Genomic DNA, 23,594 nt, shown 5'->3' on the forward strand with positions numbered 1-23,594 from the left:
GTTGCATCAGCCCAGATTGTCTGTATGCAAGAAGCATGACGAAGCCAGACCAACCCAGCCTGATCAAACTTGCCCGCGAAACCGGGGAAGACCTGCCCGATCCCAATCCTCTGAACTTGGGCGAACGCGTGCGCGATCTGCGCAAGTCGCGCGGGTGGACGTTGGAGCAGGCCGCAGGGCAGGCGGGGCTTGCCCGTTCGACCCTGTCCAAGATCGAGAACGGGCAGATGTCACCGACTTATGAGGCGTTGAAAAAGCTGGCCGTTGGGCTTGAGATTTCAGTGCCCCAACTGTTCACCGCGCCCAAATCGGCGCAAGTGTCAGGTCGCATGGCGATCACCAAGTCAGGTGAAGGCGCGGCCCATCCCACCACAACTTATGAGCACGAGATGCTGGCAGGTGCTTTGACCAAAAAAGCCATGCTGCCTTACCGTGCCCGTGTCCGCGCCCGTTCGTTTGATGAATTTGATGGCTGGGTCCGTCACGATGGCGAGGAATTCCTCTATGTCCTGACCGGCGCCATCCGCCTGATCACCGAGTTCTATGAACCGGTCGAGATGCGCCGCGGCGACAGCGCCTATTACGATGCCTCGATGGGGCATAACGTAATCTCGGTCAGCGAAGAGGATGCGATGATCCTGTGGGTGACCTCGCTGACCTGAGGGTCACGCCTCGGGGAACCAGTGGCGGGTGCGGTTGGCTATGGCGACCAGCGACAGCATCACAGGCACCTCGACCAACACCCCGACCACAGTTGCCAGCGCTGCGCCCGAGTTTAGGCCGAACAGAGAAATCGCCACAGCCACTGCAAGTTCAAAGAAGTTCGACGTCCCGATCATACAGGCCGGGGCCGCGATGTTGTGCGGCAGCTTCATCGCTTTCGCAGCGCCATAGGCGATGACAAAGATGCCATAAGTCTGGATCAAAAGCGGCACTGCGATCAACACGATGGCCAGCGGTTTGGCCAGAATGGTCTGCGCCTGAAAGCCGAAAAGCAACACGACAGTGGCCAGCAACCCGACCACAGACCACGGTTTCAGCCGCGCAAGAAAACCGTCCAATGCGGCGGGGCTTTTCTTGATCAGGCGCGCGCGGGTGACGATCCCTGCCGCCAGCGGCAGGACCACGTAAAGGATCACCGACAGAAGCAGCGTTTCCCACGGGACGGTGACGTCCGAGATACCCAAAAGGAAAGCTGCGATGGGGGCGAAAGCGAAGATCATGATCACGTCATTCACACTGACCTGAACCAGCGTGTAGGCCGGATCGCCTTTGGTCAGTTGGCTCCAAACAAAGACCATCGCCGTACAGGGTGCCACGCCCAACAAGATCATGCCCGCGATGTATTCATTGGCGGTTTCAGGCTCGACCAGACCGGCAAAGATCACTCGGAAGAACAGCCAGCCAAGGGCCGCCATGGTGAAGGGCTTGATCAGCCAGTTAATCACCAGCGTCAGCACCAGCCCCTTGGGGCGGCGGCCGATATCCTTGATCGAGGCGAAATCAACCTGAACCATCATCGGGTAAATCATCACCCAGATCAGCACGGCAACCACCAGGTTGACCTTCGAGATCTCAAGTGCTGCGATGGTTTGGAAAAGCCCGGGCAGAAGGTTACCCAGAAACACGCCCGCGATGATACACAAGCCCACCCAGACGGACAGGAAACGTTCGAAAATACCCATGAGACCTCCGGGCGGTAGATGATCGTGTTATGCGATGCCTAGCCGCCGACAGAAGTCAGTTCAACCCAAAAGCGTTTCTGGTTAGATTGGCGTCCGACATGAAACTGAAATGCCCACACGCCATGTATGCTGCATACCGTTTCTACACCATGTTTCGCCAAAAAAATGTGGACAGGATCTTATTCCTCGTACCACCAGATTTCTGGCTGGAAGCCCAGATAGTCGCCATACATGGGAATGCGCTCGGGGAAGTGTAATTCCTTGGCGTGGGCGATCCATGAAACATCGCGATACCAGACCGGAATGACATATCGCCCGGCCATCAGTAGGCGATCCAGCGCTTTGGTGGCAGCGCGGAAGTCTTCTTGCGTGGTGGCGGTGGGGATGGCTTCAATCATCGCGTCAATGGCGGGGCTTTGCACGCCCATCAGGTTGCGGCTGCCCACTTCATCCGCCGCAGCGCTGCCCCAGTTGAACGTCTGTTCATTGCCTGGCGACAGGGATGCAGCGCGTTCAATATAGGTCATGTCGAAGTCAAAAGAGCGGGTACGTTCTTTGTATTGGGCGCTGTCGATCGAAGTGACCGAGGGCGCGATCCCCATGCGGTCCAGCGCCGCAATGAAGATATCCATCGTCTGGCGGGTCTCGTTTGCGCCTTGCTGCAAGACGATCTCAAAGGTGAAGGGCTCGCCGTCTGCGTTTTTCATCTTGCCGTCCTGAATGGTCCAACCTGCTTCCTCCATCAACGCCATCGCCTTGCGGATGCCCGCGCGGTTACGCTCGGACCCGTCTGACACTGGCAGTTGATAACCGTCCATCGCGGCGGCGGGGATCTGTTCTGCAAAAGGCTCCAACAACGTGCGGACCTTGCCTTCAGCTGGCGCGCCAACCTCCATGCCCAGAACCGAGTTGCCGAAATAGCTGGGGATCCGCTTGCGGTCGCCATCATTGATGGTCTGGTTGATGAACTCATAGTTAAACGCGTGGATCATCGCGTCGCGTACACGCAGGTCCGCGAAGACCGGGTTGCGGGTGTTCATGACATAGCCATAGAGCCCGCTGGGACGCTGATGGGTGATCTCGGACAGGACAATGTCGCCTGATTGCACCGAAGGGAAGTTGAACTGCGTGGCCCATTTCTGGGCGTTGAACTCGCGGTGGGTGTTGGCCTCGCCGGCCTTGAAGGCCTCAAACGTCACGCCGCCGTCGCCGTAATAGTCAAACCGTATCTCGTCCAGATTGGCTTGGCCGCGCATGAAGGGCACGTCTTTACCCCAATAGTCTGGATTGCGCTTAAGGGTCAGATAGCGGCCGGGCTCGAAATCGCCAATGGTATAGGGGCCCGAGGTGATGGGCAGCACGTCAACGCCCGAGGCTTCGAAGTCTTTGCCTTCCCACTGGGCCTTTTTCAGAATTGGGCGCATACCGGCCAGCAGAACCAGCTCGCGGTTGGCTTCGGTGAAGGTGAATTTCACGCTGCGTGGGCCGGTTTGTTCAAGCGACGCAACCTGCTTCCAAAACCCGTGATAGCGGGGATGGCCGATGGTGCCCAATGTCTCGTAGGACCAGATCACATCTTCGACTGTGACGGGCGACCCGTCCGAGAACGCGGCCTCTTCACGAAGCTTAAACTCGACCCAGCTGCGGTCCTCGTCTGTTTCGATGGATTCGGCCAGCAATCCGTAAAGCGAGAACGGCTCGTCATAGCTGCGGCCCATCAGACTTTCAGCCAGCATGAAACGCAACTGCCACGGGGTGCTGCCTTTGCGAATATAGGGATGCAAGCTGTCAAAAGTGCCGGATTCGGCAAAAACGATTCGGCCTCCTTTGGGCGCGTCCGGGTTCACATGGGGCAATGCGGTGAAGTCAGCGGGCAGGGCTGGGTCGCCATACATCGCGATACCGTGTTGCGGTTCTGCAAGGGCAGTCAGCGTCGATGACAGCGTCAAAATGCCTGTTGCGATCATCCCGCGAAACTTTTGGTGTATATTTGCTCTCATTGCGAAAGGATCCTTCACGCCCCTGATTTGTTTAGGGAAACACTAGAGGTGGAAAACAGCCTTTTCAAACTTTTAGCTTGGATAAAGGCGCTGAACCGCTTATAAAGAATTCACTGCTCGATAGGTTTCTTGCCTGTATGAAACCTGCCTCAATAACTTTGCGCCCGCCTTGTGCGGGCGTTTTTTTTATGGCGATTCTGTCGACAGGTTCCACATCTAGCCCGGTTTGCGAGGCATGAAGAATCGGGTGATTCCTTGCCGTGCTTTCCCCGCCGAAATCGCTGGTGCCTTGGATTCCTTGCGCTATGCTGCATCGCAACAGAATTCTCTTCGTGGATAAGGAACGCAAAAATGGCCATCACTACGTCGTTGGAGGGTAAAACCGCAATTGTCACCGGATCGAACTCGGGCATTGGGCTTGGGGTCGCGCGGGAACTGGCGCGTGCGGGCGCGGATGTCGTCCTGAACTCGTTCACTGATTCTGCGGATGATCACGCGATCGCGGATGCCATTGGGCAGGAATTCGGCGTGACGGCACGCTATATCCAAGCCGACATGTCCAAGGCGGATGACTGCCGCGCGCTGGTCGAAAAATCTGGGCGTTGCGACATTCTGGTGAACAATGCGGGCATTCAGCATGTCGCCCCGGTCGAGGATTTTCCCGTAGACAAGTGGAACGCGATCATCGCGATCAACATGAGTTCGGCTTTTCACACCACCGCTGCGGCGATCCCGCAGATGCGTGCCAACGGTTGGGGGCGGGTGATCAATGTTGCATCCGCGCATGGTCTGACTGCGTCGCCCTATAAGTCGGCCTATGTTGCGGCCAAGCATGGTGTGGTTGGCTTGACCAAGACCGTTGCGCTCGAGACCGCCGAGGATCCGATCACCGTGAACGCAATCTGCCCCGGCTATGTGCTGACCCCGCTGGTAGAAAGCCAGATCCCTGACACGATGCGCGAATACGATATGAGCCGCGAAGAGGTGATCAAGAACGTAATGTTGAAACGGCAGCCATCGAAAGACTTTGCTACAACCGAACAGATGGGCGGAACCGCGATCTTCCTGTGCTCGGACGCGGCTGCACAGATCACCGGGACGACGATCTCGGTCGATGGTGGTTGGACGGCGCTGTAACCGATGGCCAAGCCAAAACGGATTAACCTGGCCCTGCAAGGGGGCGGGGCGCATGGCGCCTTTACCTGGGGTGTGCTGGATTGCCTTCTGGAAGACGAAGGTATTGAAATCGCCGCGATCTCGGGCGCGTCGGCGGGGGCGCTGAATGGCGCCGCCGTAAAATCGGGATTGGTCGCAGACGGGAAGGGCAATGACCGTGACGCCGCCCGCGCGCAGTTGGATGCGCTGTGGCACCGCCTTGCGGGCGTAAATGACCTGCGCCTGACCACGTGGCTTGCGCAATTTGCCCCACAAAGCGACCTGATCAGTCAGGCGCTGGAAAAGACGCCCGTCTTCGCCTGGGCTGATATGGCCAGCCGGATGGTCAGCCCCTATGACTATGGGCCGTTCTATATGAACCCGCTGAAATCGGTTGTGGATGCGTTCGACTTTGACCAAGTCTGCGCCTATACTGGCCCGAAGCTGCACATCTCGGCCACGAATGTGCGCACCGGTAAAATCCGGGTGTTTCAGGGAGAGGAAATCTCGACCAACGCAATTTTGGCATCAGCTTGCCTGCCGACCATCTTCCAAGCGATCGAGATGGAGGACCCGAAGACCGGTAAGGTTGAGGCTTATTGGGACGGCGGTTACACCGGAAACCCGGCACTGTTCCCGTTGTTTGACCGCTCGCTGCCGGCAGATGTGGTGGTGGTGAACATCAACCCATTGTTCCGGCCTGATGTGCCCACCACCGGGCAGGATATTCAGAACCGTATCAACGAGATCAGCTTTAATACTTCGCTGTTGCGTGAATTGCGCGCGATCAGTTTCGTGAAGCGATTGATTTCCGAAGGTCAGATGTCATCGGATCAAATGCGGGACGTGTTGGTCCATATGATCGCCGATGATGTGTTGATGCGTGATCTGTCCATCGCAACCAAGCTTATCCCAACGGCAGTGATGTTGTCGCGGATGAAAGAGGCTGGGCGCAATGCGGCAAAAACTTTCTTGTCCGCGCATCGCGGGGATTTGAACTCTCGCAGTACAGTTAATCTGGAAGAGATGTTTGGCTAGCGGCTAGTGCAGGGTTCCATTCAGGACGCCAAGCAACAGCTTTGCGGCAATTGCCCACATCACGACACCTATGATCACATCAAGAACCCGCCACGAGGCGGGTTTTTGCATCACAGGCGCTAAGAAACGTGCGCCATAACCCAGCGAGAAGAAGAAAACGAAGCTGGAAATCACCGCGCCCGCGCCAAAGGTGAACCGGGTGGGCCAGTCGGGGTAGGACGTGGAAATCGCGCCGATCAAGCCCAGCGTATCCAGATAGACATGTGGGTTGGCCCAAGTGAAGGCCGCCGCGATGGCCAAGGTGGCCCAAAGCCCACGGGATTTGCCCGCGATCTCCATCGCATATTCACCTTTCCATGCCGCGATGAACCGCAACAGGCCGTAGACGATCAAAAAGGCCGCACCCGCCAGTGCCATGACTGTGGGCAGGGACGGCATGGCTTCGACCAGCGCGCCGAAACCGGCCACGCCAGCGGCGATCAAGACCGCATCAGAGGTTGCACAGAACAGGCACAGCCAGAAGACATGCTGTTTCATCAGCCCTTGGCGAAGGACAAAGGCGTTTTGGGCACCGATCGCAAGGATCAGGGAAAACCCGGTGGCGAACCCGGTCAGTGCAGGGGCGAAACTCATGCGTCTGGGATCTCTTCCGGTGGAAGGCTTGGATCCTTGGAATTCGGATAGACCAGCCCGGCTGAGATCACCAGTTTCGCAGCATCTTCAACCGTCATGTCCAACTCGACCACGGAATGACGTGGAACGAAGAGCAAAAAGCCCGAGGTCGGGTTCGGCGTGGTCGGCAGAAAGACCGAGATGATATCCTCGTTCACCGGAATCCGCGCGTCAATCTCGCCTTTGGCTTTGGTCGAAATGAAGGCAATCGCCCAAATCCCTTTGCGCGGATATTCCACCAGACAGGCCTTGTCGAACTTCGTTTCCGTCGATTGGCTGAACACGGTTTCGGCAATCTGCTTCAACCCATTGTAAAGCGAGCGCACAACCGGCATGCGGTCGACCACGCGCTCTCCCCAAGCCAAGAAGGACCGGCCAATCAGACCCTTGGTGATCCAACCCACCAAAACCGTGAATGCCAGAAAAACAACCACGCCAAGACCGCGTACATTGACCCGCACATCCTCGCCGAACAGCATCTTGAACCACTCGCTGTCGCCGAAAAATCGGTCGATCAGGGCGTCGGGGTGATAGATTCCCGGGACAAAAGGCAGAACCCAACTGTCGATCCAGCCCACAAAGGTCCAGATCATCCAGATCGTGATGGCAATGGGAACCACAACCACCAATCCCGCAAGGAAGTTATTGCGCAGACCGGTAAAGGGGCGCCACTTGCGCCTGTGTTGGTCGTCCTGTTCGCTCATGAAGGTGGGTTCCCGTATCGTCTTCGCGCAAAACTTATGTGCTTGGGGCTGGATCGGCAATAGCCCTAGCGTCAATTTGACCTGTGAAGCGGGGATTTTCAGGGGCTTAGGTACTGTGCGCACCGGTTGGGGCTGGACGTGCTGTTGCGGATACGCATATCACTTTCCTAAGTAACCCATTCAGAAAGCACCAAACCCAGATGAGCGCGCACCGTGAAACCGCCGTATCAGACCTGACCGAAGAACAGGCGAAAAACGAACTTGCCCGACTGGCGGACTTGCTGGCCGCTGCCAATACGGCCTATCACGGCGAAGATGCGCCACAAATCTCGGACGCTGAATATGATGCCGCCAAGCGCCGCAATGCCGAGATCGAAGCACGTTTTCCGCATTTGAAGCGCGCAGACAGTGCCTCGGACCAAGTGGGGGCGGCCCCTTCGGAGGGTTTTGGTAAAATCGCCCATGAGGTGCGGATGCTGTCCTTGGGCAATGCGTTCAGCGACGAAGATGTCGCGGAATTTGTCGGGCGCATCCGTTCGTTTCTGGGTTTGGACGCCACAGCCCCGCTGGCCCTGACCGCCGAACCCAAGATCGACGGGTTGTCGCTGTCGATCCGGTACGAGGGTGGCAAGCTGGTCCATGCGGTGACACGCGGCGACGGGTCCGTGGGCGAGAATGTCACCGAAAATGCACTGACAATCAAAGACATACCGAAGGTTCTTGAAAATGCACCCGAGGTGTTGGAGGTGCGGGGCGAGGTCTATATGTCCCATGATGACTTCACCGACCTGAACGCACGTTATACAGCGCGCGGCGGCAAGAGCTTCGCCAACCCGCGTAACGCAGCGGCGGGGTCTTTGCGACAGCTGGATGCCTCGATTACCGCAGATCGACCACTGCGCTTCTTTGCCTATGCGTGGGGTGCGCTGTCTGCTCCGCTGTCTGACACCCAGATGGGCGCGGTCGAGCGACTGGCTGAGCTTGGGTTTCAGACCAACCCGCTGACCCAGAAATTTACCGATCTTGAAGACCTTCTGGCGCATTATCACAGCATCGAAGTGCAGCGTGCCACGCTGGGCTATGACATTGACGGGGTGGTCTACAAGGTGGACGATCTGGCGCTTCAGGCGCGGCTTGGCTTTCGCTCGACCACGCCGCGTTGGGCGATTGCGCATAAGTTCCCCGCTGAGAAGGCGTGGACGCGGCTGGAAGCGATCGACATTCAGGTTGGGCGCACCGGCGCGTTGTCACCGGTTGCGCGATTGCATCCGGTCACGGTGGGCGGGGTGGTCGTTTCGAATGCCACGCTTCACAATGAAGATTACATCGCAGGACGTGACAATACCGGGGCCGAGATCCGGGGCGGCAAAGACATTCGCGTCGGCGACTGGGTCGAGGTCTATCGCGCGGGCGATGTGATCCCCAAGATCTCGGATGTGGATCTGTCGAAACGGCTTGATGATGCGCAGGTCTATGAGTTTCCCAAGATCTGTCCCGAGTGCGGATCAGACGCGATCCGCGATGAAGGGGACGCGGTGCGTCGATGCACAGGCGGCATCATTTGTCCGGCACAGGCCGTTGAAAAGCTGAAACATTTCGTGTCGCGGGGGGCGTTTGATATTGACGGTCTGGGCGCAAAACAGGTCGAGATGTTCTATCACGACGAGGTTCTGCCGATCCGCGAACCTGCCGATATTTTCACGCTGAAAACCCGCGATGCGGGGCAGTTGGCGCGCTTGAAGAACCGCGATGGCTGGGGCGAGAGAAGCGCAGAGAACCTGTTTCAAGCGATTGAAGAACGGCGCGTAATCCATTTGAATAAAGTGATATTTGCGCTTGGCATTCGTCACGTGGGTGAAAGTGCGGGCAATCTTTTGGCGCGCCATTATGGCACGTGGGACGCGTTCGAGACCGCCGTGACAGCCGCCACACCGGGCACACCTGAATGGGATGATCTGGTGTCCATCGATGGCGTCGGCGCGGTGATGGCGGGATCTCTGGTTGCCGCCTTCGCGCAGGACCGTGAACGCGCCTCGATCGACCGGTTGGTAGCTGAATTGGACGTTCAACCCGTCGAAGCGCCGAAAACCGATGGAAGCCCCGTCGCGGGCAAAGTGGTCGTCTTCACCGGTTCGCTGGAGAAGATGACTCGTGCCGAGGCCAAGGCGCGGGCGGAATCTCTGGGCGCGAAGGTGTCGGGCTCGGTTTCTGGCAAGACGGACCTTTTGGTCGCGGGACCGGGCGCGGGGTCCAAAGCCAAGAAAGCCGCCGATTTGGGGATCGAAACCATCGACGAAGACGGCTGGTTTGAGCTCATCGGAGACGCCTGATGTCTACCCGGCCCGAAATCCTATTCCCTCTGTTCGCCAAGCTGGAAACGCTGGGTGGGATCGGGCCGAAGACTGCCAAGTCACTGGAAACGCTTGGGATTACTCTGCCGCGTGACCTTCTGTTCTGGCTGCCTCATGCAGGCATCGACCGAAAGTTCCGAGCATCAGTTACCGAGGTACAACCCGGCGACATGGCCACGGTCGAAGTCGAGGTTGGACCGCATCGTCCCGGACGGTCCCGCAACGCGCCCTATCGGGTCGAGGTCTCGGATCCGCTGACCACGTTTGAGCTGGTGTTCTTTCACGCCAATGCACGTTGGCTGGAAGGGCAGCTTCCGGTTGGGTCGAAACGCGTGATTTCGGGTAAAGTCGAACATTTCGATGGGCGCGCGCAGATCGTGCACCCAGATTTTATTCTGCCGCCGGGTGAGGTCGGGCAAATTCCTGATTTCGAGCCCGTTTATCGTCTGACTTCTGGGGTTACCGGCAAAACGGTGATCAAGGGCGTCGGCGATATTCTGACCCGTCTGCCGATGTTGCAGGAATGGGTCGACCCGGCGCTGAAGGACCGTGAGCACTGGCCCGATTGGCACGAAGCTTTGCTCGCAGCTCATACGCCCGACGGCCCGGATGATCTGTCGCCGCAATCGCCCACACGCCGTCGCTTGGCTTATGACGAGTTTTTCGCCCATCAGCTAACGCTAGCTTTGGCGCGGGCCACGGTGCGACGGGGCAAGGGGCGCGTCAGTGTCGGCACTGGTGTGTTGCGCGACAAGGTTCTGGCGGCTCTGCCCTATACGCCCACCGGCGCGCAATCCCGCGCGGTTGAAGAGATCGCAGAAGATATGGCCGCTGGCACCCGTATGAACCGCCTGTTGCAAGGCGATGTGGGCGCGGGCAAGACTTTGGTGGCGCTTCTGTCGCTGCTGGTCGCGGTCGAAGCAGGTGGGCAGGGCGTGATGATGGCCCCCACGGAAATTCTGGCCCGCCAGCATTTGGAAGGGCTGCGGCCTTTGGCCGATGAGGCGGGCGTGGTGGTCGAGATCCTGACCGGGCGCGACAAGGGTGCAGAACGCCGGTGCAAGCTTGAGGCGCTGAAAGCCGGCGACATTCATATTCTGGTCGGTACACACGCCGTGTTCCAGAAAGACGTGGAGTTTCAAGATCTTCGCCTTGCTGTCGTGGATGAACAGCACCGGTTTGGCGTGGCCCAGCGGATGGAGCTGGGCGCGAAAGGCGCGGCTTCCGACGTGTTGGTAATGACGGCCACACCGATCCCCCGCAGCCTTGCTTTGGCGCAATATGGCGACATGGATGTATCCGTGCTGGACGAGAAACCTCCGGGGCGTAAGCCGATCAAAACGGTGCTGATCAACACGGGACGATTGGACGAGGTGGTCGAACGGCTGCGCGGGGCCATTGCGGAAGGGGCCCAGTGTTATTGGGTCTGCCCTCTGGTCGAAGAAAGCGAGGTCATGGACATGACCGCTGCCGAGGAACGGTTTAAGCACCTGCGTGCCGCCTTGGGCGAGGGCGTCGTCGGCATGGTCCACGGTCAGATGCCGGTGGCGGAAAAAGACGCCGCGATGGCCGATTTCGTGGCCGGTAAGACCAAGCTTCTGGTCGCCACCACGGTGATCGAAGTTGGGGTCGACGTGCCCAATGCCTCGATCATGGTGATTGAACGGGCCGAGCATTTCGGCTTGGCGCAGCTGCACCAATTGCGCGGACGGGTGGGGCGCGGGCAGGCGGCGTCAACCTGTCTGTTGATGTACCAAGCCCCGCTGACCGAGGGCGGCGAAAAGCGCCTGTCGGTGATGCGCGATACCGAAGATGGGTTCGTGATTTCTGAGGCTGATCTGGAAATGCGCGGGGCGGGTGATGTGTTGGGCACGGCGCAATCCGGTCTGCCGCGATTCTGGGTTGCTGATTTGGAACATCAGGCCGGGTTGATGGCTGTAGCGCAAAAAGATGCGCGACTGTTGCTTCAACAGGATCCGGATCTAAGCACCCCGCGCGGACATGCTGCGCGTGTTCTTTTATGGCTCATGCGACAGGACGAAGCGATCCGTTTGATTTCAGTGGGTTAGCGCTTTTGTTCTCAAAAGTTCACAAATGTTCTTAAAAAGTTCTTTACAAACTGTTCCCTGGTATGCGAACAAAATAGCAACACGGATGCAGCGACACACGCTGCCCAGCACGTCAGAGAGCAGGAGTAACCCCATGTTGAACGATGTCAAAATCGCTTTGTCCCGGTCCACCAGCACGATTGTGTCGGACACGCTTGGGGCCATTTCCCTGCTTGTACTGCTTTTGGGTGCGCTGCATCTGCCCGGGATGATTTGATCCCACACAGTTTTCTGCCTGCGGATGGTCTGATCCTGCATCATGTCCCACCGAAGGCTTCTGTCCCGAAGCCTTCACGATGCCTAGATGACCTGCCTGTCATTTGCCTGTCGGTGTTCCTGCCTCTTACACCGTCCCGGACGACCCAAACCGCATCACTTCCGCCGCCTCCCTGCCAGGAGCGCGGCGGTTTTTTTATGCGCTCGTTTTTGCGTCGTTGAAGGCGTCTATGGAGGCGTCAAAGGCCAGAAGGATCGAAGCATGGCGGTTCTTGAACTCGCGCGCGGGCTGTAGCACCTCGTAGCCATCGAACGGGGCTGAGGGGACGGGGCCTTCGTCTTTCAACATAGTTGCCAACTGGGCGCGGCCACGCTGTAAAGTTGGGCGATCCAGCCCGACGATTACCTTGCCAAGGATCGACGCCGACGCCTGACCCAGCGCGCAGGCTTTGACGTTTTGCGAGAAATCGGTGATGCGATCATCTTCAAGCATAACCGACGCTGTCACCGTAGATCCGCACAGCGGCGAGCGCACTTTGGCGCTGCCCTGAGGGGCGTCTAATGCGGCTTGATGTGGGATGGATGCCGCCAAGGATAGGATCTGCTTTGAATAAAGCTTGATCAGGTCGGTATCGCTCATATCCGGGCCTTTCATCGGGCGTTTATCCGCTCTACATAGAAGCGCAGTACCGGAAAGAAAAGGACGGGTCATGACATTTGATGCAAGCCAATTGAAGTTTGACGACAAGGGTCTGATACCGGCGATTGCGCAAGATGACGAAACCGGTGAGGTTTTGATGATGGCTTGGATGAACCTTGAGGCGGTGGAAAAAACGCTTGAGACTCGGCGCGTCACCTATTGGTCGCGCTCGCGTCAGTCGTTTTGGATCAAGGGCGAGACGTCGGGCCACGTGCAAGAGCTGGTGGACTTCCGGTTTGACTGCGACAAGGATTGCCTGCTGGTGCGGATCCGTCAAACTGGGGCGGCCTGTCACACCAATCGGCGCTCGTGTTTCTATACTGCGGTGCGCGATGGGGAAGAAGTTGAGCTGATGAAGCCCATGGCGTGAGCCAAGCCGGGGGTTTTGCACCCTCGGACCCCCGCAAGGTATTTATGACAAGAAAATGAGGGTTAGAGGCCGACCATCCGGCGGATGTCGTCGGGCGTTTTGCCTTCGGCGCGATAGGTCGCGATAGCGCGGGCGTCGTCTCGTTTCGCAAGGCGCTTGCCGTTTTCGTCGCGGATCAAGCGGTGGTGGTTATAGATGGGGGTGGGCAGACCAAAGAGCGTTTGCAACAGGACATGGATCTGTGTGGCGGGCTGGATGTCTTGCCCCCGGATCACATGGGTGATGCCTTGGGCCGCGTCGTCCAGCACCACGGACAGGTGGTAGGACCCGAGGAAATCGCGGCGGGAGAGGACGATGTCTCCGACCTCTTTGATCATGTTCCCTGCAGGGGCGCACAAGATCTCGCCCTTACCAGACGATTGCTCGGTGTAGCAGAACTCTGGCTGGTTGGCGGCGTTGAGTGCGTCTTGCATGTCCAAGCGAAGGGCTTCGTGCTCAGGGAAGTCTGAGCGGCGGTCGGTTTTCGCGCGGCAGGTGCCCGGATAGATCAGCCCATCAGGGCCAAAAGCGGGTTCGGTGCCTTCTTGCGGTGCGCTGGCGGCGGCGGCGATGTCGCGTCGGGTGCAGGTGCAGGGATACAGAAGCGTGCGGTCCCAGAGGGTGTGTTGAGCGTCTTTGTAGGCGGGTAGGCGATCTGACTGGCGCATCGGCGTGTCGTCCCATGTGATGCCAAGCCATATAAGGTCGTCATAGATCTGATCCTCCCACTGGGTGCGGGATCGCGTGCTGTCGATATCCTCGATCCGAAGCAGGAATGTTCCGCCCGCAGCGCGCGCCATGTCATGCGCCAAAAGCGCAGAATAGGCGTGGCCCAGATGCAGGGGGCCAGTGGGACTGGGCGCAAATCTGGTTATGAATTCCGACATTTGCGCGATGCCTTTATGCGAAATTCGACAGCCAGTCCGACCAGTCCGCTTTGGCGCGGTCGGTATAGGCTTTATAGCGATCCTTGCGGCCGCGCCGCCCGCCTTTCAGCCCGTCAACGGGTTGAAACAAGCCGAAATTTACGTTCATCGGCTGGAATGTTTTTGCCTCGGCGCCGCCGGTGATGTGGTGGATCAAGGCACCCATGGCGGTGTCTTGCGGCACGGCGGGCAGGTCGAGGCCAAGGATCTCGGCCGCGGCCAGACGGCCTGCGAGCAGACCCATTGCAGCGCTTTCCACATAGCCCTCGACGCCCGTCACCTGACCTGCAAAACGCAGGTTCGGGCGGGATTTAAGGCGCATTTGATCGTCTAGAAGTGTGGGCGAGTTCATGAACGTGTTGCGGTGGATGCCGCCCAGACGCGCGAAGCTGGCGTCCTCAAGCCCGGGGATCATCTTGAACACCTCAGCCTGCGCGCCGTACTTCATCTTGGTTTGGAAGCCGACGATGTTGAACAGCGTCCCAAGTGCGTTGTCGCGGCGCAACTGCACCACAGCATAGGGCTTGTTCTCGGGATCATGCGCGTTGGTCAGGCCGACGGGTTTCATGGGGCCGAAGCGCAGGGTCTCGCGACCGCGCTCGGCCATCACCTCTATCGGCAAGCAGCCGTCGAAATAGGTGGCGGTTTCGCCCTCGTGGAACTCGGTCTTGTCGGCAGCCAGAAGTGCGTCGATGAAGGCTTCGTACTGATCCTTGGTCATCGGGCAGTTCAGATAGGCTTTCTGTTCTTCCTCGGTCTCGCCCTTGTCATAGCGAGACTGCGCCCAGGCAACGTCCATATTGATCGTGTCGGCATAGACGATGGGGGCGATGGCGTCGAAAAAGGCTAGCCGCTCAGCGCCGGTCTCGCGAGCAATCGCCTCACCAAGGGCGGGCGAGGTCAGGGGGCCGGTGGCGAAGATCCAGTGGCCGTCTTTGGGCAGGTCCGAGACTTCGCCATATTCCACGCGGATATTGTCGCGGGCACGCAGTTTTTCGGTCACGGCAGCGCTGAAGGCATCGCGGTCGACAGCCAGCGCGCCACCGGCGGGCAGCCGGTGCTTGTCGGCGGTGGTCATGATCAAACCGTCTGCCTGACGCATCTCCCAATGCAGAAGGCCTACGGCGTTTTGTTCGTCATCGTCCGAGCGGAAAGAGTTCGAGCACACCATCTCGGCGAAATCGCCGGTTTGGTGGGCGAAGGTTTCGACCTTTGGGCGCATTTCGTGCAGCACCACGTCCACACCCATATGCGAGGCCTGCCAGGCCGCTTCCGATCCGGCCATTCCGCCGCCGACGATATGTAATGTCTTGTCTGTCATGCCCCGCAGATAGGACATCGCCTGACAAATGAAAAGCCCGCCATGGGGAATGGCGGGCTTTTCTGGGTGAGGGGAAGTTCACCCTTGCCCCGGTAATCGGGGACGCCCTTTCTGACCTTTTGGGGTGGGGTGGGGTCAGTCGGGGATCGAATGTCGGTGGGCGGCTTTTTTTGCGTTAGATGTCGTGTGTATTAAGCGGACGGTGTATCCAAACACGATGACGAAAAACCCCTTTCGCGCCCTATGGTTGAGAAAATCTAAGTTCTGAAATAGGGCGAAACTGTGAAGTTTTCCAGCAGAAAAAGTGGATTGGCGCGGAAAGTCGCCTGTTGGGCGGCTTTCTGCCGTTCCACCGCTGGGGGAGTATTTTTTAGGGCGTATTGGGCTGCATCAAATCCCACGGATTTCCGTGCAGATCTTCGAAGACGACGACCTTACCATAAGGTTCGTCCCGGGGTGCTTCGCGAAATGTCACGTCAGCGTCCAGCATCCGGGCATACATTTCGTCGAAATCATCCGTGAACAGGAAGTGGCCGACGCGGCCTCCGGCTTGTTTCCCGATGGTTTTGGCCTGTTCTCCGGTCGCTTTGGCAATCAAAAACGCCGTGTCCGCCGAGGCATAGGGCGCCATGCGGACCCAGCGTTTGCCGCCGCCCATGTCGGTGTCTTCAAGCAGGACAAATCCCAGCGCGGATTGGAACCACGCGATGGCTTTGTCGTAGTCGTCGGTCAGGAAGGTGATCAGAGCGAGCTTATTTTGCATTTCGGGCTTCGAGGGCCGCGGCTATGCGTTCCTGTGCCTCAGCCTGACGGATCGAAAGCGTGATCAGCTGTTCCTGCCCTTGCCGCAGTTCATCGGTTTTGGCGACGTGTTCGGACAGATAACGGCGATACGCGTTCTGCTGATAACGGGAAAGGACGGCCATCGCGATGATGAGCGCCCCCCCGAATATGAACAGCGTCAGAGAATAGCTCATTCCTCTGTGCCGCCGTCTTCGTCTTCATCTGAGCTTTCGACGATCCGTGCGACGGATACGACCTCTTCCCCTTTGCCGGTGTTGAAGACTTTTACGCCACCTGCACCGCGCGAGCGGAAGCTGATGCCGTCAACAGGGCAGCGGATCGATTGGCCTTTCGAGGTTGCCAGCATGATCTGATCTTCGATTTCGATCGGGAAGCAGGCGACAATGTCGCCGCCTTTCATGGCTGCCACACCCTGACCACCACGTCCGCTGACGCGGTAGTCGTGGCTGGTGGTCAGATTGCCTATGCCGGTCTTGTTGATCGTGACCAGCAGGTCGTTTGCACTCAGCATGTCCTGATAGCGTGCGTCTTCCAGATCACCGGACGGCTCTTCGCCGGTGTCGTCGTCGCCATCGCTGCCAAATTCAGTGCGGAACCGCTTGATAAAGGCGTTCCGTTCGTCTGGCGTCGCGTCAAAGTGGCGGATGACCGAGGCCGAGACGACCTCGTCCCCGTCATTGATTAACTTGATCCCGCGTACACCGGTCGAAGAACGCGAATTGAAGACGCGAACATCCGTAACTGGGAAGCGGATCGCGCGACCGCCGGATGTCACCAGCATCACGTCGTCGTTTTCGTCACAAATGCGGGCGTTGATCAGGCGGGTGCCTTCGTCGTCGCCCTCAAACTTCATCGCAATCTTGCCGTTCGACTTCACATTGGTGAAGTCTGACAGGCGGTTACGACGGACCGATCCCTTGGACGTGGCAAAGACGATCTGCAGGTCATCCCATTCTTTCTCGTCCCGATCGACGGGCAGAATGGCGGCGATCGACACGCCGGTTGGGATCGGCAGGATGTTGACCAGCGGCTTGCCTTTGGCGGTACGACCACCTTGGGGCAGGCGCCATGTCTTCAGTTTATACGCCATACCGTCATCGGTGAAGAACAGAAGCTGCGTATGTGTGTTGGCGACGAAAAGCGTTGTGATCACGTCCTCGTCCTTGGTCTGCATCCCCGACAGCCCCTTGCCACCACGCTTCTGCGCGCGGAAGTCGGCCAACGGCGTCCGTTTGGCCCAACCCGAGGCGGTGATGGTCACGACCATATCTTCGCGCTCGATCAGATCTTCATCGTCCATGTCGCCCGACCAGTCCACGATCTGGGTGCGACGGGGCACAGCATAGGCGTCTTTCACTTCGTTCAATTCGTCCGAGATGATCGACATGATCCGCTCGCGTGAACGCAAAATATCCAAGTAATCCCGGATCTTTGCGGCGAGTTCTTGAAGTTCGTCCGTAACCTCTTTCACGCCCATTGCGGTCAGACGTTGCAGGCGCAGTTCCAGAATGGCGCGGGCCTGTGTCTCGGACAGGTTATAGGTCCCGTCGTCGTTCATCTTATGGGTCGGATCGTCGATCAGCTGGATATATTCCGCGATGTCGGCGGCGGGCCAACGACGCGACATCAGCTTGGCGCGGGCATCTGCGGGATCTTGCGAGGCGCGGATCGTCGCGACGACCTCGTCCACGTTCGATACGGCCACTGCCAGGCCACATAGAATGTGACTGCGTTCACGCGCTTTGCGCAGTTCATACGCGGTGCGACGTGTGACAACTTCCTCGCGGAAGGTGATGAAATGGCTTAGAAAATCGCGAAGCGTCAACTGCTCGGGACGGCCGCCGTTCAGGGCCAGCATGTTGCAGCCAAAGCTGGTCTGCATTTGCGTATAGCGGAACAGTTGGTTCAGCACGACTTCGGGTGTCGCGTCGCGTTTCAACTCGACCACCACGCGGACACCGATCCGGTCGCTTTCGTCCTGAACCGAGGAAATGCCCTCGATCTTTTTCTCGCGCACCAGCTCGGCGATCTTTTCGATCATCGAGGCTTTGTTCACCTGATAGGGGATCTCGTCCAGAACGATGGCATAGCGATCCTTGCGGATCTCTTCCACACGGGTTTTCGCGCGTGTGATCACGCTGCCGCGCCCTTCCAGATAGGCCTTGCGCGCACCGGACCGGCCCAGCATCACACCGCCGGTCGGGAAATCGGGGCCGGGGATATACTCCATCAACCCTTCCGATGTCAGATCCGGGTTCTCGATCAGTGCCAGCGTGCCGTCGATCACTTCGCCAAGGTTATGCGGTGGGATGTTCGTGGCCATACCAACAGCAATACCACCGGCACCGTTGACCAGCATATTGGGGAAGCGAGCGGGCAGGACGGTCGGCTCAAGATCCTTGCCGTCATAGTTGTCGGTAAAGTTAACCGTGTCTTTTTCGATATCCGCCAGCAGGGATGCGGCAGGCTTGTCCATTCGGACTTCGGTGTAACGCATGGCCGCCGGGTTATCGCCGTCCATCGAGCCAAAGTTACCCTGACCATCCAGCAGTGGCAGCGACATGGAAAACGGCTGTGCCATACGGACTAGCGCGTCATAAATCGCGCTATCGCCATGCGGGTGATACTTACCCATCGTGTCGCCCACTGGACGGGCCGATTTGCGATACGGTTTGTCGTGGCTGTTGCCGGTTTCGTACATCGCATACAGAATCCGGCGGTGCACCGGCTTCAACCCGTCGCGCAGATCTGGGATGGCCCGGCTTACGATCACGCTCATCGCGTAATCGAGATACGAGCTTTTCATTTCCTCTTCGATGGAAATCTGGGGGCCGTCATAGACGGGGCGCTCGGGCATTTCGTCCATGTTTTCCGGGGTATCAGGAGTATCTGTCACGTTGTCCGCCGTTTTTGTGCGTTTCACACTATATATAGGTCACGCCACCTTAACAGAACGCCGGATATGGGGGCAACCAAAAGGGAGCGTTTCGGGGCATCTGCGGGCGATTTTTTGCATCATTTCCCGCGCTTTGGCCCCTTGGCTTTCGCGGGCCTTAGGGCCATTATCGCGCAAACGCGAAACGGAGAGCCAGATGCCCAAGCCCCGCAGCATTTTCGAGGAAGTCAGCGACACGAATGACCAGGTGCGCGATACCCCTAAGACCGGCGTGATCGAGCGCGGATCGGGCGGGGGTGGCGCGCGTGGGGCCATCCGGCTGTGGCTGATATTGCTGTTTGCGTTGGTGGCCGGGATGGTCGTCGTGGGCGGTCTGACGCGCCTGACTGATTCTGGCTTATCGATCACCGAATGGGCGCCGTTTACGGGGGCGATGCCTCCGATGGATCAGGCTACGTGGGAATCTGAGTTCGCGAAGTATCAGGAAATACCCGAGTTCAAGCTGCAAAACAGCCATATGGATCTTGAAGCGTTCAAATCGATTTATTGGTGGGAATGGGGCCACCGCCAGCTAGGCCGTTTCATCGGCCTTGTCTGGGCCATCGGCTTTTTCGGCTTTCTTGCCGCTCGCAAGATCCCCAATGGCTGGACTGGCCGACTGTTGCTTCTGGGTGCTCTTGGTGGGCTTCAGGGGGCGATTGGCTGGTGGATGGTATCCTCGGGCCTGACGGGGGATCGTGTGGACGTCGCCTCGTACCGTTTGGCGGTGCATCTGGGGTTGGCCTTTGTGATCTTGGGAGTCATCACATGGTACGTGCTTCTTCTGGGTCGGAAAGAGGCCAGCCTGATGGCCGCGCGGCGCCTGCGCGAGCGAAAACTCTTTGGTATGGGCACAGGGCTGTTGCATTTGGCCTTTCTGCAAATCCTGCTGGGCGCATTGGTGGCTGGCATCGACGCTGGCCGGTCTTTCGTTGATTGGCCGTGGATGGGTGATCAGTTCTTTCCACCGGACGCCTTCGACATCACGCCGCTTTGGCGTAATTTCTTTGAGAATCCAGGTCTGGTGCAGTTCATGCACCGCATGGTTGGTTATCTGCTTGTGATCTTCGCTGTGGTCGTCTGGCGCGCCTCGCGCAAGTCTGGCAACCAAATGGTGCGCACTGGCTTTAACTTGGCTTGTGTGATGATTGGTGCTCAGGCGGTTCTGGGGATCACAACGGTCTTGCAAGCCTCGCCCTTGCACGTGGCCATCACCCACCAAATCGGCGCAATGCTGGTCTGGGTTCTTGTCCTGAACGCCCGCTTCCTTGCCGGCTATCCCACCGAACAAAGCATCCGGAGCTGAACATGAGCGCGTTTGACGATCTGATGGAGTATACCCGCGACACCCAAGCCTTGGGCGAAGTCGCGGGCCGTTTGGGCTGGGATCAGGAAACGGTGATGCCTGATGGGGCAGGGCCACAGCGGGCCGAGGAAATGGCCGCGATCGAAAAGATCCTTCATGCTCGCCGCAACGATCCGCGTGTCAGTGATTGGCTTGAAGCCATCGACGAAAGCGCCTTGGACGATGCAGGCCGCGCGCAAGTACGCGAAATTCGCCGCGCCCGCGACCGTGCCGCGAAAGTACCTGTGGCGCTGGCGGCGGAATTGGCCCGCGTAACATCTGCCGCGCAAGGCAAATGGGCCGAAGCGCGGGCAGCGGATGATTTCGCCGCCTTCCAGCCGGTTCTGGAAGAGGTCGTTAAACTGCGCCGCGAGGAAGCGAGCGCGCTGTCGGATGGTGGCGATCTATATGACGCGCTGCTGGATGACTACGAACCCGGCATCACCGGCAGCGACATCCAGACACTTTTTGATGCGATGCGCCCGCGTCTGGTAACCCTGCGCGACAAGGCGTTGGGGGCGGCCAACCAGCCTGAAATTCTTGTGGGAAACTGGGCCAATAAGAAACAGCTGAAGCTGTCGACCAAGCTGGCCAAGACGTTTGGCTATGATTTGAACCATGGACGGATCGACAAAGCGGTACATCCTTTCAGCTCGGGCTCGGGCCTTGATGTGCGCATAACAACGCGGACGTCGAAAGAAGATCCGTTCAACTGTTTCTATTCCACGATCCACGAAGTCGGACATGCCTGCTATGAGCAAAACATCGACAACGCTTATCTGCTGACACCCATCGGGCGCGGCGCGTCTATGGGTGTGCATGAAAGCCAATCGCGTATCTATGAAAACCAGCTTGGCCGCTCGCGTGCTTTTACCGGCTGGCTGTTTGACCAAATGGAGAAAAAGTTCGGCAAGACACCTGCCAGCAATGCGGAAGCATTTTACCGCATGGTGAACCGTCTGCAAAAGGGCTTTATCCGCACCGAGGCGGACGAGGTTCAGTACAACCTGCATATAATGCTGCGCTTTGATCTGGAACGCCGCCTGATCGGAGGTCAGCTGGACGTGGCGGAACTGGAAGCCGCGTGGAACGAACGGTTCGAGGCTGATTTCGGGTACGAAGTCGATAAGGCATCACACGGCGTGTTGCAGGACGTGCATTGGTCCGTTGGGCTGTTTGGTTATTTCCCGACCTATGCGCTTGGCAATATCTATGCAGGTTGCCTGTATGATGCGTTGCAGGGTGATTTGCCGGATCTGGAAGCCCGATTGGAGCAGGGGGATGCAACCTATGCTACGGCGTGGCTGACCGAGAAGCTGCAATGCCATGGCAGCTTGCGCACTCCGCGGGAAACGATCGAGCACGCGACGGGCAAGCCAGTTTCAGTCGAGCCGCTTCTAATCTATCTGGAAAACAAGTTCGAGAATATCTACCCACTTTAGATTTTTCACGCTTAGGGGGAAATTCCAGATTCTATACCCTATTCACGCGCGATATTGGGCTGCCATGCTAGGGCGTGGTCGGCGGATTTACGCGCGTCAAAGTCTCGTGGGTTTGGTGCCAATCGCAAAAATGTTGCACTAAGGCCTAACGTAGGACCGTTTTTAGCCATTTTTCACGTTCAGTGTGTCGTCTTACAGGGGGGACAGCAGGGTTGCTGAAGCCAAGGGGCACGAATTGTAAACGTTTGTGCGCTTAAGCTTGCAACCGATGGAGGTTGAAGAATGGTCCAGTTCACTGGTCTTGATAAGATACGTCTGCCCGGACGCAACGCGTTACGTGCAATTGCCTTGGCGGCTATGGCTGTAATCACATCCCCAGTGGATGGATTTGCCAGTGGGTCTGGCTATTTGAAAGCGCGTGGACAGGGGGCAGCGCCTCCGGGTGCGCAGCGCCTGTGTTCGACTTACAACTGGGCCTGTGCCCGTGGTGCTTCCAACGGCGTCGTCTCGCAGGGGCAAATGGGCGTCGTGCGCGCTGTGAACTCGCATATCAACCGTTCAACCCGCGCCATCGAAGACCGCCAACAATATGGCGAGGCCGAGCGTTGGGCCATGCCCACCAGCCGTGGTGGTGATTGCGAAGATTATGCTTTGGCCAAAAAACGCGCGTTGATCAGTAAGGGGATTGACCCGCAGCGTTTGTTGATCGCCACTGTTCTGGACCGCAGCCGCCGCCCACATGCTGTGCTGGTCGTGCGTACGGATCGCGGGGACATGGTATTGGACAATGTCACGAACTCGATCCGCAGCTGGCGCGAAACACGCTATGTGTTCCTGCGGATGCAAGATCCCAAGCGCCCGTCGCGTTGGGTGAATGTTTTGGCAGGGGGCTGATCAGGTCAGCGAAGGGAAGTTCGCCTGTTACCATGGATCGGACATGTAAAAGGCGCGCCGATGGCGCGCCCTTTTTTTCGTCAATAAGCTGCAGGTTAGTTACAACCGCCCTCGCCACCGCAGCCTTCAGGGCTAACGATATCACCGGGGTTGTCACCGCCACCACCGCCTTCAGGATTGTCCCCGGGGTTGTCACCGCCGCCGCCACCTTCGGGATTGTCGCCGGGGTTGTCACCGCCGCCACCTCCTTCAGGATTGTCGCCGGGTTCGCCACCGCCACCGCCGCCCCCAGGATTGCCGCCGGGTTTATCGTCCGGTTTGTCCTTAGGTTTCCGGTCCGGTTTTTTCGGTTTGTCATCCGGCTTTTCAGGCTTATCGTCATCATCTGGCCCCGTTGTCGAAAAGTCATCCAGGCCGTCATCACGATCACGAGGTGATCGCGTAGGAACCACCGACGCGGTCGGCAACGCGTTTAGAGCGTTTGCAAAGGCTGGACATTCTTCTGTGACATTAGCCAAGACGGTCAGGAACTCATCCTGCCGCTGAATGTATCTCAGCATCTGTGTTGTGACGACTTTACATTCGCAGAGCACCTCGGGTTTCAGCGATTGCTTCGCCGTTGCCACATTACATGTGCTCTGTGCTTGCGCGATCTGCGTGGATCCACCCCAGACCGCACCGGCCATTGAAAGCGCGGCCAGCGCTGTCTTACGTTTAAGCATTTTCACCCCTCTTAAACTTCTGCTTCTCAATTTCGTTGGTCAAAAAAGACACGAACATAAGCTAAATAATGCTTATTTTTACACAAATGCCGCGGGATTGCCATAATCGAGTGTGAAATGTGACCGAATTACGGCCAAGTGACCATAATTTCAGGGTAAATTGTCGT

At 58.2% G+C, this 23,594-nt stretch carries 21 protein-coding genes; 10 read left to right on the forward strand and 11 right to left on the reverse strand.

All coding sequences use genetic code 11. From position 1 onward, the window contains the following. Window positions 1-35: 35 nt before the first annotated feature. Entirely contained in the window at window positions 36-662 is a 627-nt protein-coding gene (locus ACXAH3_RS03265) for a helix-turn-helix domain-containing protein (protein WP_474860634.1), read from the forward strand. A gap of 3 nt (window positions 663-665) precedes the next feature. Here the strand turns inward: ACXAH3_RS03265 and arsB are convergent, their stop codons facing one another. Together arsB and ACXAH3_RS03275 are read right to left on the reverse strand one after the other, a co-directional pair. Beyond that, on the reverse strand, window positions 666-1,685 hold the full coding sequence (gene arsB / locus ACXAH3_RS03270) for an ACR3 family arsenite efflux transporter (RefSeq protein ID WP_474860635.1): 1,020 nt from the start codon (window positions 1,683-1,685) through the stop codon (window positions 666-668). Between the two features lie 179 nt (window positions 1,686-1,864). Continuing rightward, window positions 1,865-3,685: an extracellular solute-binding protein gene (locus ACXAH3_RS03275; RefSeq protein ID WP_474860636.1), complete on the reverse strand. Its 1,821-nt coding sequence runs from the start codon at window positions 3,683-3,685 to the stop codon at window positions 1,865-1,867. A 351-nt stretch (window positions 3,686-4,036) separates the two neighbouring features. Here ACXAH3_RS03275 and ACXAH3_RS03280 point away from each other — a divergent pair, with 351 nt between their 5' ends. Together ACXAH3_RS03280 and ACXAH3_RS03285 are read left to right on the forward strand one after the other, a co-directional pair. Continuing rightward, on the forward strand, window positions 4,037-4,822 hold the full coding sequence (locus ACXAH3_RS03280) for a 3-hydroxybutyrate dehydrogenase (RefSeq protein ID WP_474860637.1): 786 nt from the start codon (window positions 4,037-4,039) through the stop codon (window positions 4,820-4,822). Between the two features lie 3 nt (window positions 4,823-4,825). Next, entirely contained in the window at window positions 4,826-5,878 is a 1,053-nt protein-coding gene (locus ACXAH3_RS03285) for a patatin-like phospholipase family protein (RefSeq protein ID WP_474860638.1), read from the forward strand. Between the two features lie 3 nt (window positions 5,879-5,881). Here the strand turns inward: ACXAH3_RS03285 and ACXAH3_RS03290 are convergent, their stop codons facing one another. Together ACXAH3_RS03290 and ACXAH3_RS03295 are read right to left on the reverse strand one after the other, a co-directional pair. After that, window positions 5,882-6,511, reverse strand: a complete 630-nt coding sequence (locus ACXAH3_RS03290; RefSeq protein WP_474860639.1) for a LysE/ArgO family amino acid transporter — start codon at window positions 6,509-6,511, stop codon at window positions 5,882-5,884. Next, the gene (locus ACXAH3_RS03295; protein WP_474860640.1) at window positions 6,508-7,254 is read right to left on the reverse strand and encodes a DUF502 domain-containing protein; all 747 of its coding nucleotides are present in this window, start codon (window positions 7,252-7,254) and stop codon (window positions 6,508-6,510) included. Before ACXAH3_RS03295 ends, ACXAH3_RS03290 begins: the two co-directional genes overlap by 4 nt. A 200-nt stretch (window positions 7,255-7,454) precedes the next feature. Between ACXAH3_RS03295 and ligA the strand changes: the two genes are divergently transcribed. The 3 genes from ligA (at window position 7,455) to ACXAH3_RS03310 (ending at window position 11,930) form a co-directional block, all read left to right on the forward strand. Continuing rightward, the gene (ligA, locus tag ACXAH3_RS03300; RefSeq protein WP_474860641.1) at window positions 7,455-9,584 is read left to right on the forward strand and encodes an NAD-dependent DNA ligase LigA; all 2,130 of its coding nucleotides are present in this window, start codon (window positions 7,455-7,457) and stop codon (window positions 9,582-9,584) included. Next, entirely contained in the window at window positions 9,584-11,674 is a 2,091-nt protein-coding gene (gene recG / locus ACXAH3_RS03305; RefSeq protein WP_474860642.1) for an ATP-dependent DNA helicase RecG, read from the forward strand. Before ligA ends, recG begins: the two co-directional genes overlap by 1 nt. A gap of 133 nt (window positions 11,675-11,807) precedes the next feature. After that, window positions 11,808-11,930: a hypothetical protein gene (locus tag ACXAH3_RS03310; RefSeq protein ID WP_474860643.1), complete on the forward strand. Its 123-nt coding sequence runs from the start codon at window positions 11,808-11,810 to the stop codon at window positions 11,928-11,930. 195 nt (window positions 11,931-12,125) lie between these two features. On the opposite strand, the gene ACXAH3_RS03315 is transcribed toward ACXAH3_RS03310, so the two are convergent. After that, window positions 12,126-12,569, reverse strand: coding sequence for an iron-sulfur cluster assembly scaffold protein (locus ACXAH3_RS03315; RefSeq protein ID WP_474860644.1), 444 nt, complete (start codon window positions 12,567-12,569; stop codon window positions 12,126-12,128). 70 nt (window positions 12,570-12,639) lie between these two features. Here ACXAH3_RS03315 and hisI point away from each other — a divergent pair, with 70 nt between their 5' ends. Then, a complete protein-coding gene (gene hisI / locus ACXAH3_RS03320) occupies window positions 12,640-12,999 on the forward strand; it encodes a phosphoribosyl-AMP cyclohydrolase (RefSeq protein ID WP_474860645.1) in 360 nt (119 codons plus the stop codon). Between the two features lie 62 nt (window positions 13,000-13,061). Here hisI and gluQRS read toward each other — a convergent pair whose 3' ends face one another. From gluQRS to gyrA, 5 genes are all read right to left on the reverse strand, one after another. Further along, window positions 13,062-13,925 carry a tRNA glutamyl-Q(34) synthetase GluQRS gene (gluQRS, locus tag ACXAH3_RS03325; protein ID WP_474860646.1) on the reverse strand — a complete coding sequence of 288 codons (864 nt, stop codon included), beginning with the start codon at window positions 13,923-13,925 and terminating at the stop codon, window positions 13,062-13,064. Window positions 13,926-13,938: 13 nt separating this feature from the next. After that, the gene (gene trmFO / locus ACXAH3_RS03330; protein WP_474860647.1) at window positions 13,939-15,303 is read right to left on the reverse strand and encodes a methylenetetrahydrofolate--tRNA-(uracil(54)-C(5))-methyltransferase (FADH(2)-oxidizing) TrmFO; all 1,365 of its coding nucleotides are present in this window, start codon (window positions 15,301-15,303) and stop codon (window positions 13,939-13,941) included. Window positions 15,304-15,655: 352 nt separating this feature from the next. Beyond that, the gene (locus ACXAH3_RS03335; protein ID WP_474860648.1) at window positions 15,656-16,048 is read right to left on the reverse strand and encodes a VOC family protein; all 393 of its coding nucleotides are present in this window, start codon (window positions 16,046-16,048) and stop codon (window positions 15,656-15,658) included. Further along, a complete protein-coding gene (locus ACXAH3_RS03340) occupies window positions 16,038-16,262 on the reverse strand; it encodes a hypothetical protein (protein WP_474860649.1) in 225 nt (74 codons plus the stop codon). The genes ACXAH3_RS03335 and ACXAH3_RS03340 overlap by 11 nt, the downstream gene beginning before the upstream one ends. After that, window positions 16,259-18,985, reverse strand: coding sequence for a DNA gyrase subunit A (gene gyrA, locus ACXAH3_RS03345; RefSeq protein WP_474860650.1), 2,727 nt, complete (start codon window positions 18,983-18,985; stop codon window positions 16,259-16,261). The genes ACXAH3_RS03340 and gyrA overlap by 4 nt, the downstream gene beginning before the upstream one ends. A 196-nt stretch (window positions 18,986-19,181) precedes the next feature. On the opposite strand from gyrA, the gene ctaA reads away from it, so the two are divergent. The 3 genes from ctaA (at window position 19,182) to ACXAH3_RS03360 (ending at window position 22,705) form a co-directional block, all read left to right on the forward strand. Further along, window positions 19,182-20,330 carry a heme A synthase gene (gene ctaA, locus ACXAH3_RS03350; RefSeq protein ID WP_474860651.1) on the forward strand — a complete coding sequence of 383 codons (1,149 nt, stop codon included), beginning with the start codon at window positions 19,182-19,184 and terminating at the stop codon, window positions 20,328-20,330. A gap of 2 nt (window positions 20,331-20,332) precedes the next feature. Then, on the forward strand, window positions 20,333-21,811 hold the full coding sequence (locus ACXAH3_RS03355) for a carboxypeptidase M32 (protein ID WP_474860652.1): 1,479 nt from the start codon (window positions 20,333-20,335) through the stop codon (window positions 21,809-21,811). A 282-nt stretch (window positions 21,812-22,093) separates the two neighbouring features. Continuing rightward, window positions 22,094-22,705 carry a transglutaminase-like cysteine peptidase gene (locus ACXAH3_RS03360; RefSeq protein ID WP_474860653.1) on the forward strand — a complete coding sequence of 204 codons (612 nt, stop codon included), beginning with the start codon at window positions 22,094-22,096 and terminating at the stop codon, window positions 22,703-22,705. Window positions 22,706-22,800: 95 nt separating this feature from the next. On the opposite strand, the gene ACXAH3_RS03365 is transcribed toward ACXAH3_RS03360, so the two are convergent. After that, the gene (locus tag ACXAH3_RS03365; RefSeq protein ID WP_474860654.1) at window positions 22,801-23,427 is read right to left on the reverse strand and encodes a hypothetical protein; all 627 of its coding nucleotides are present in this window, start codon (window positions 23,425-23,427) and stop codon (window positions 22,801-22,803) included. Between the last annotated feature and the right edge of the window lie 167 nt (window positions 23,428-23,594).

The sequence above is a fragment of the Aliiroseovarius sp. ABM4_368 genome (assembly GCF_056161205.1).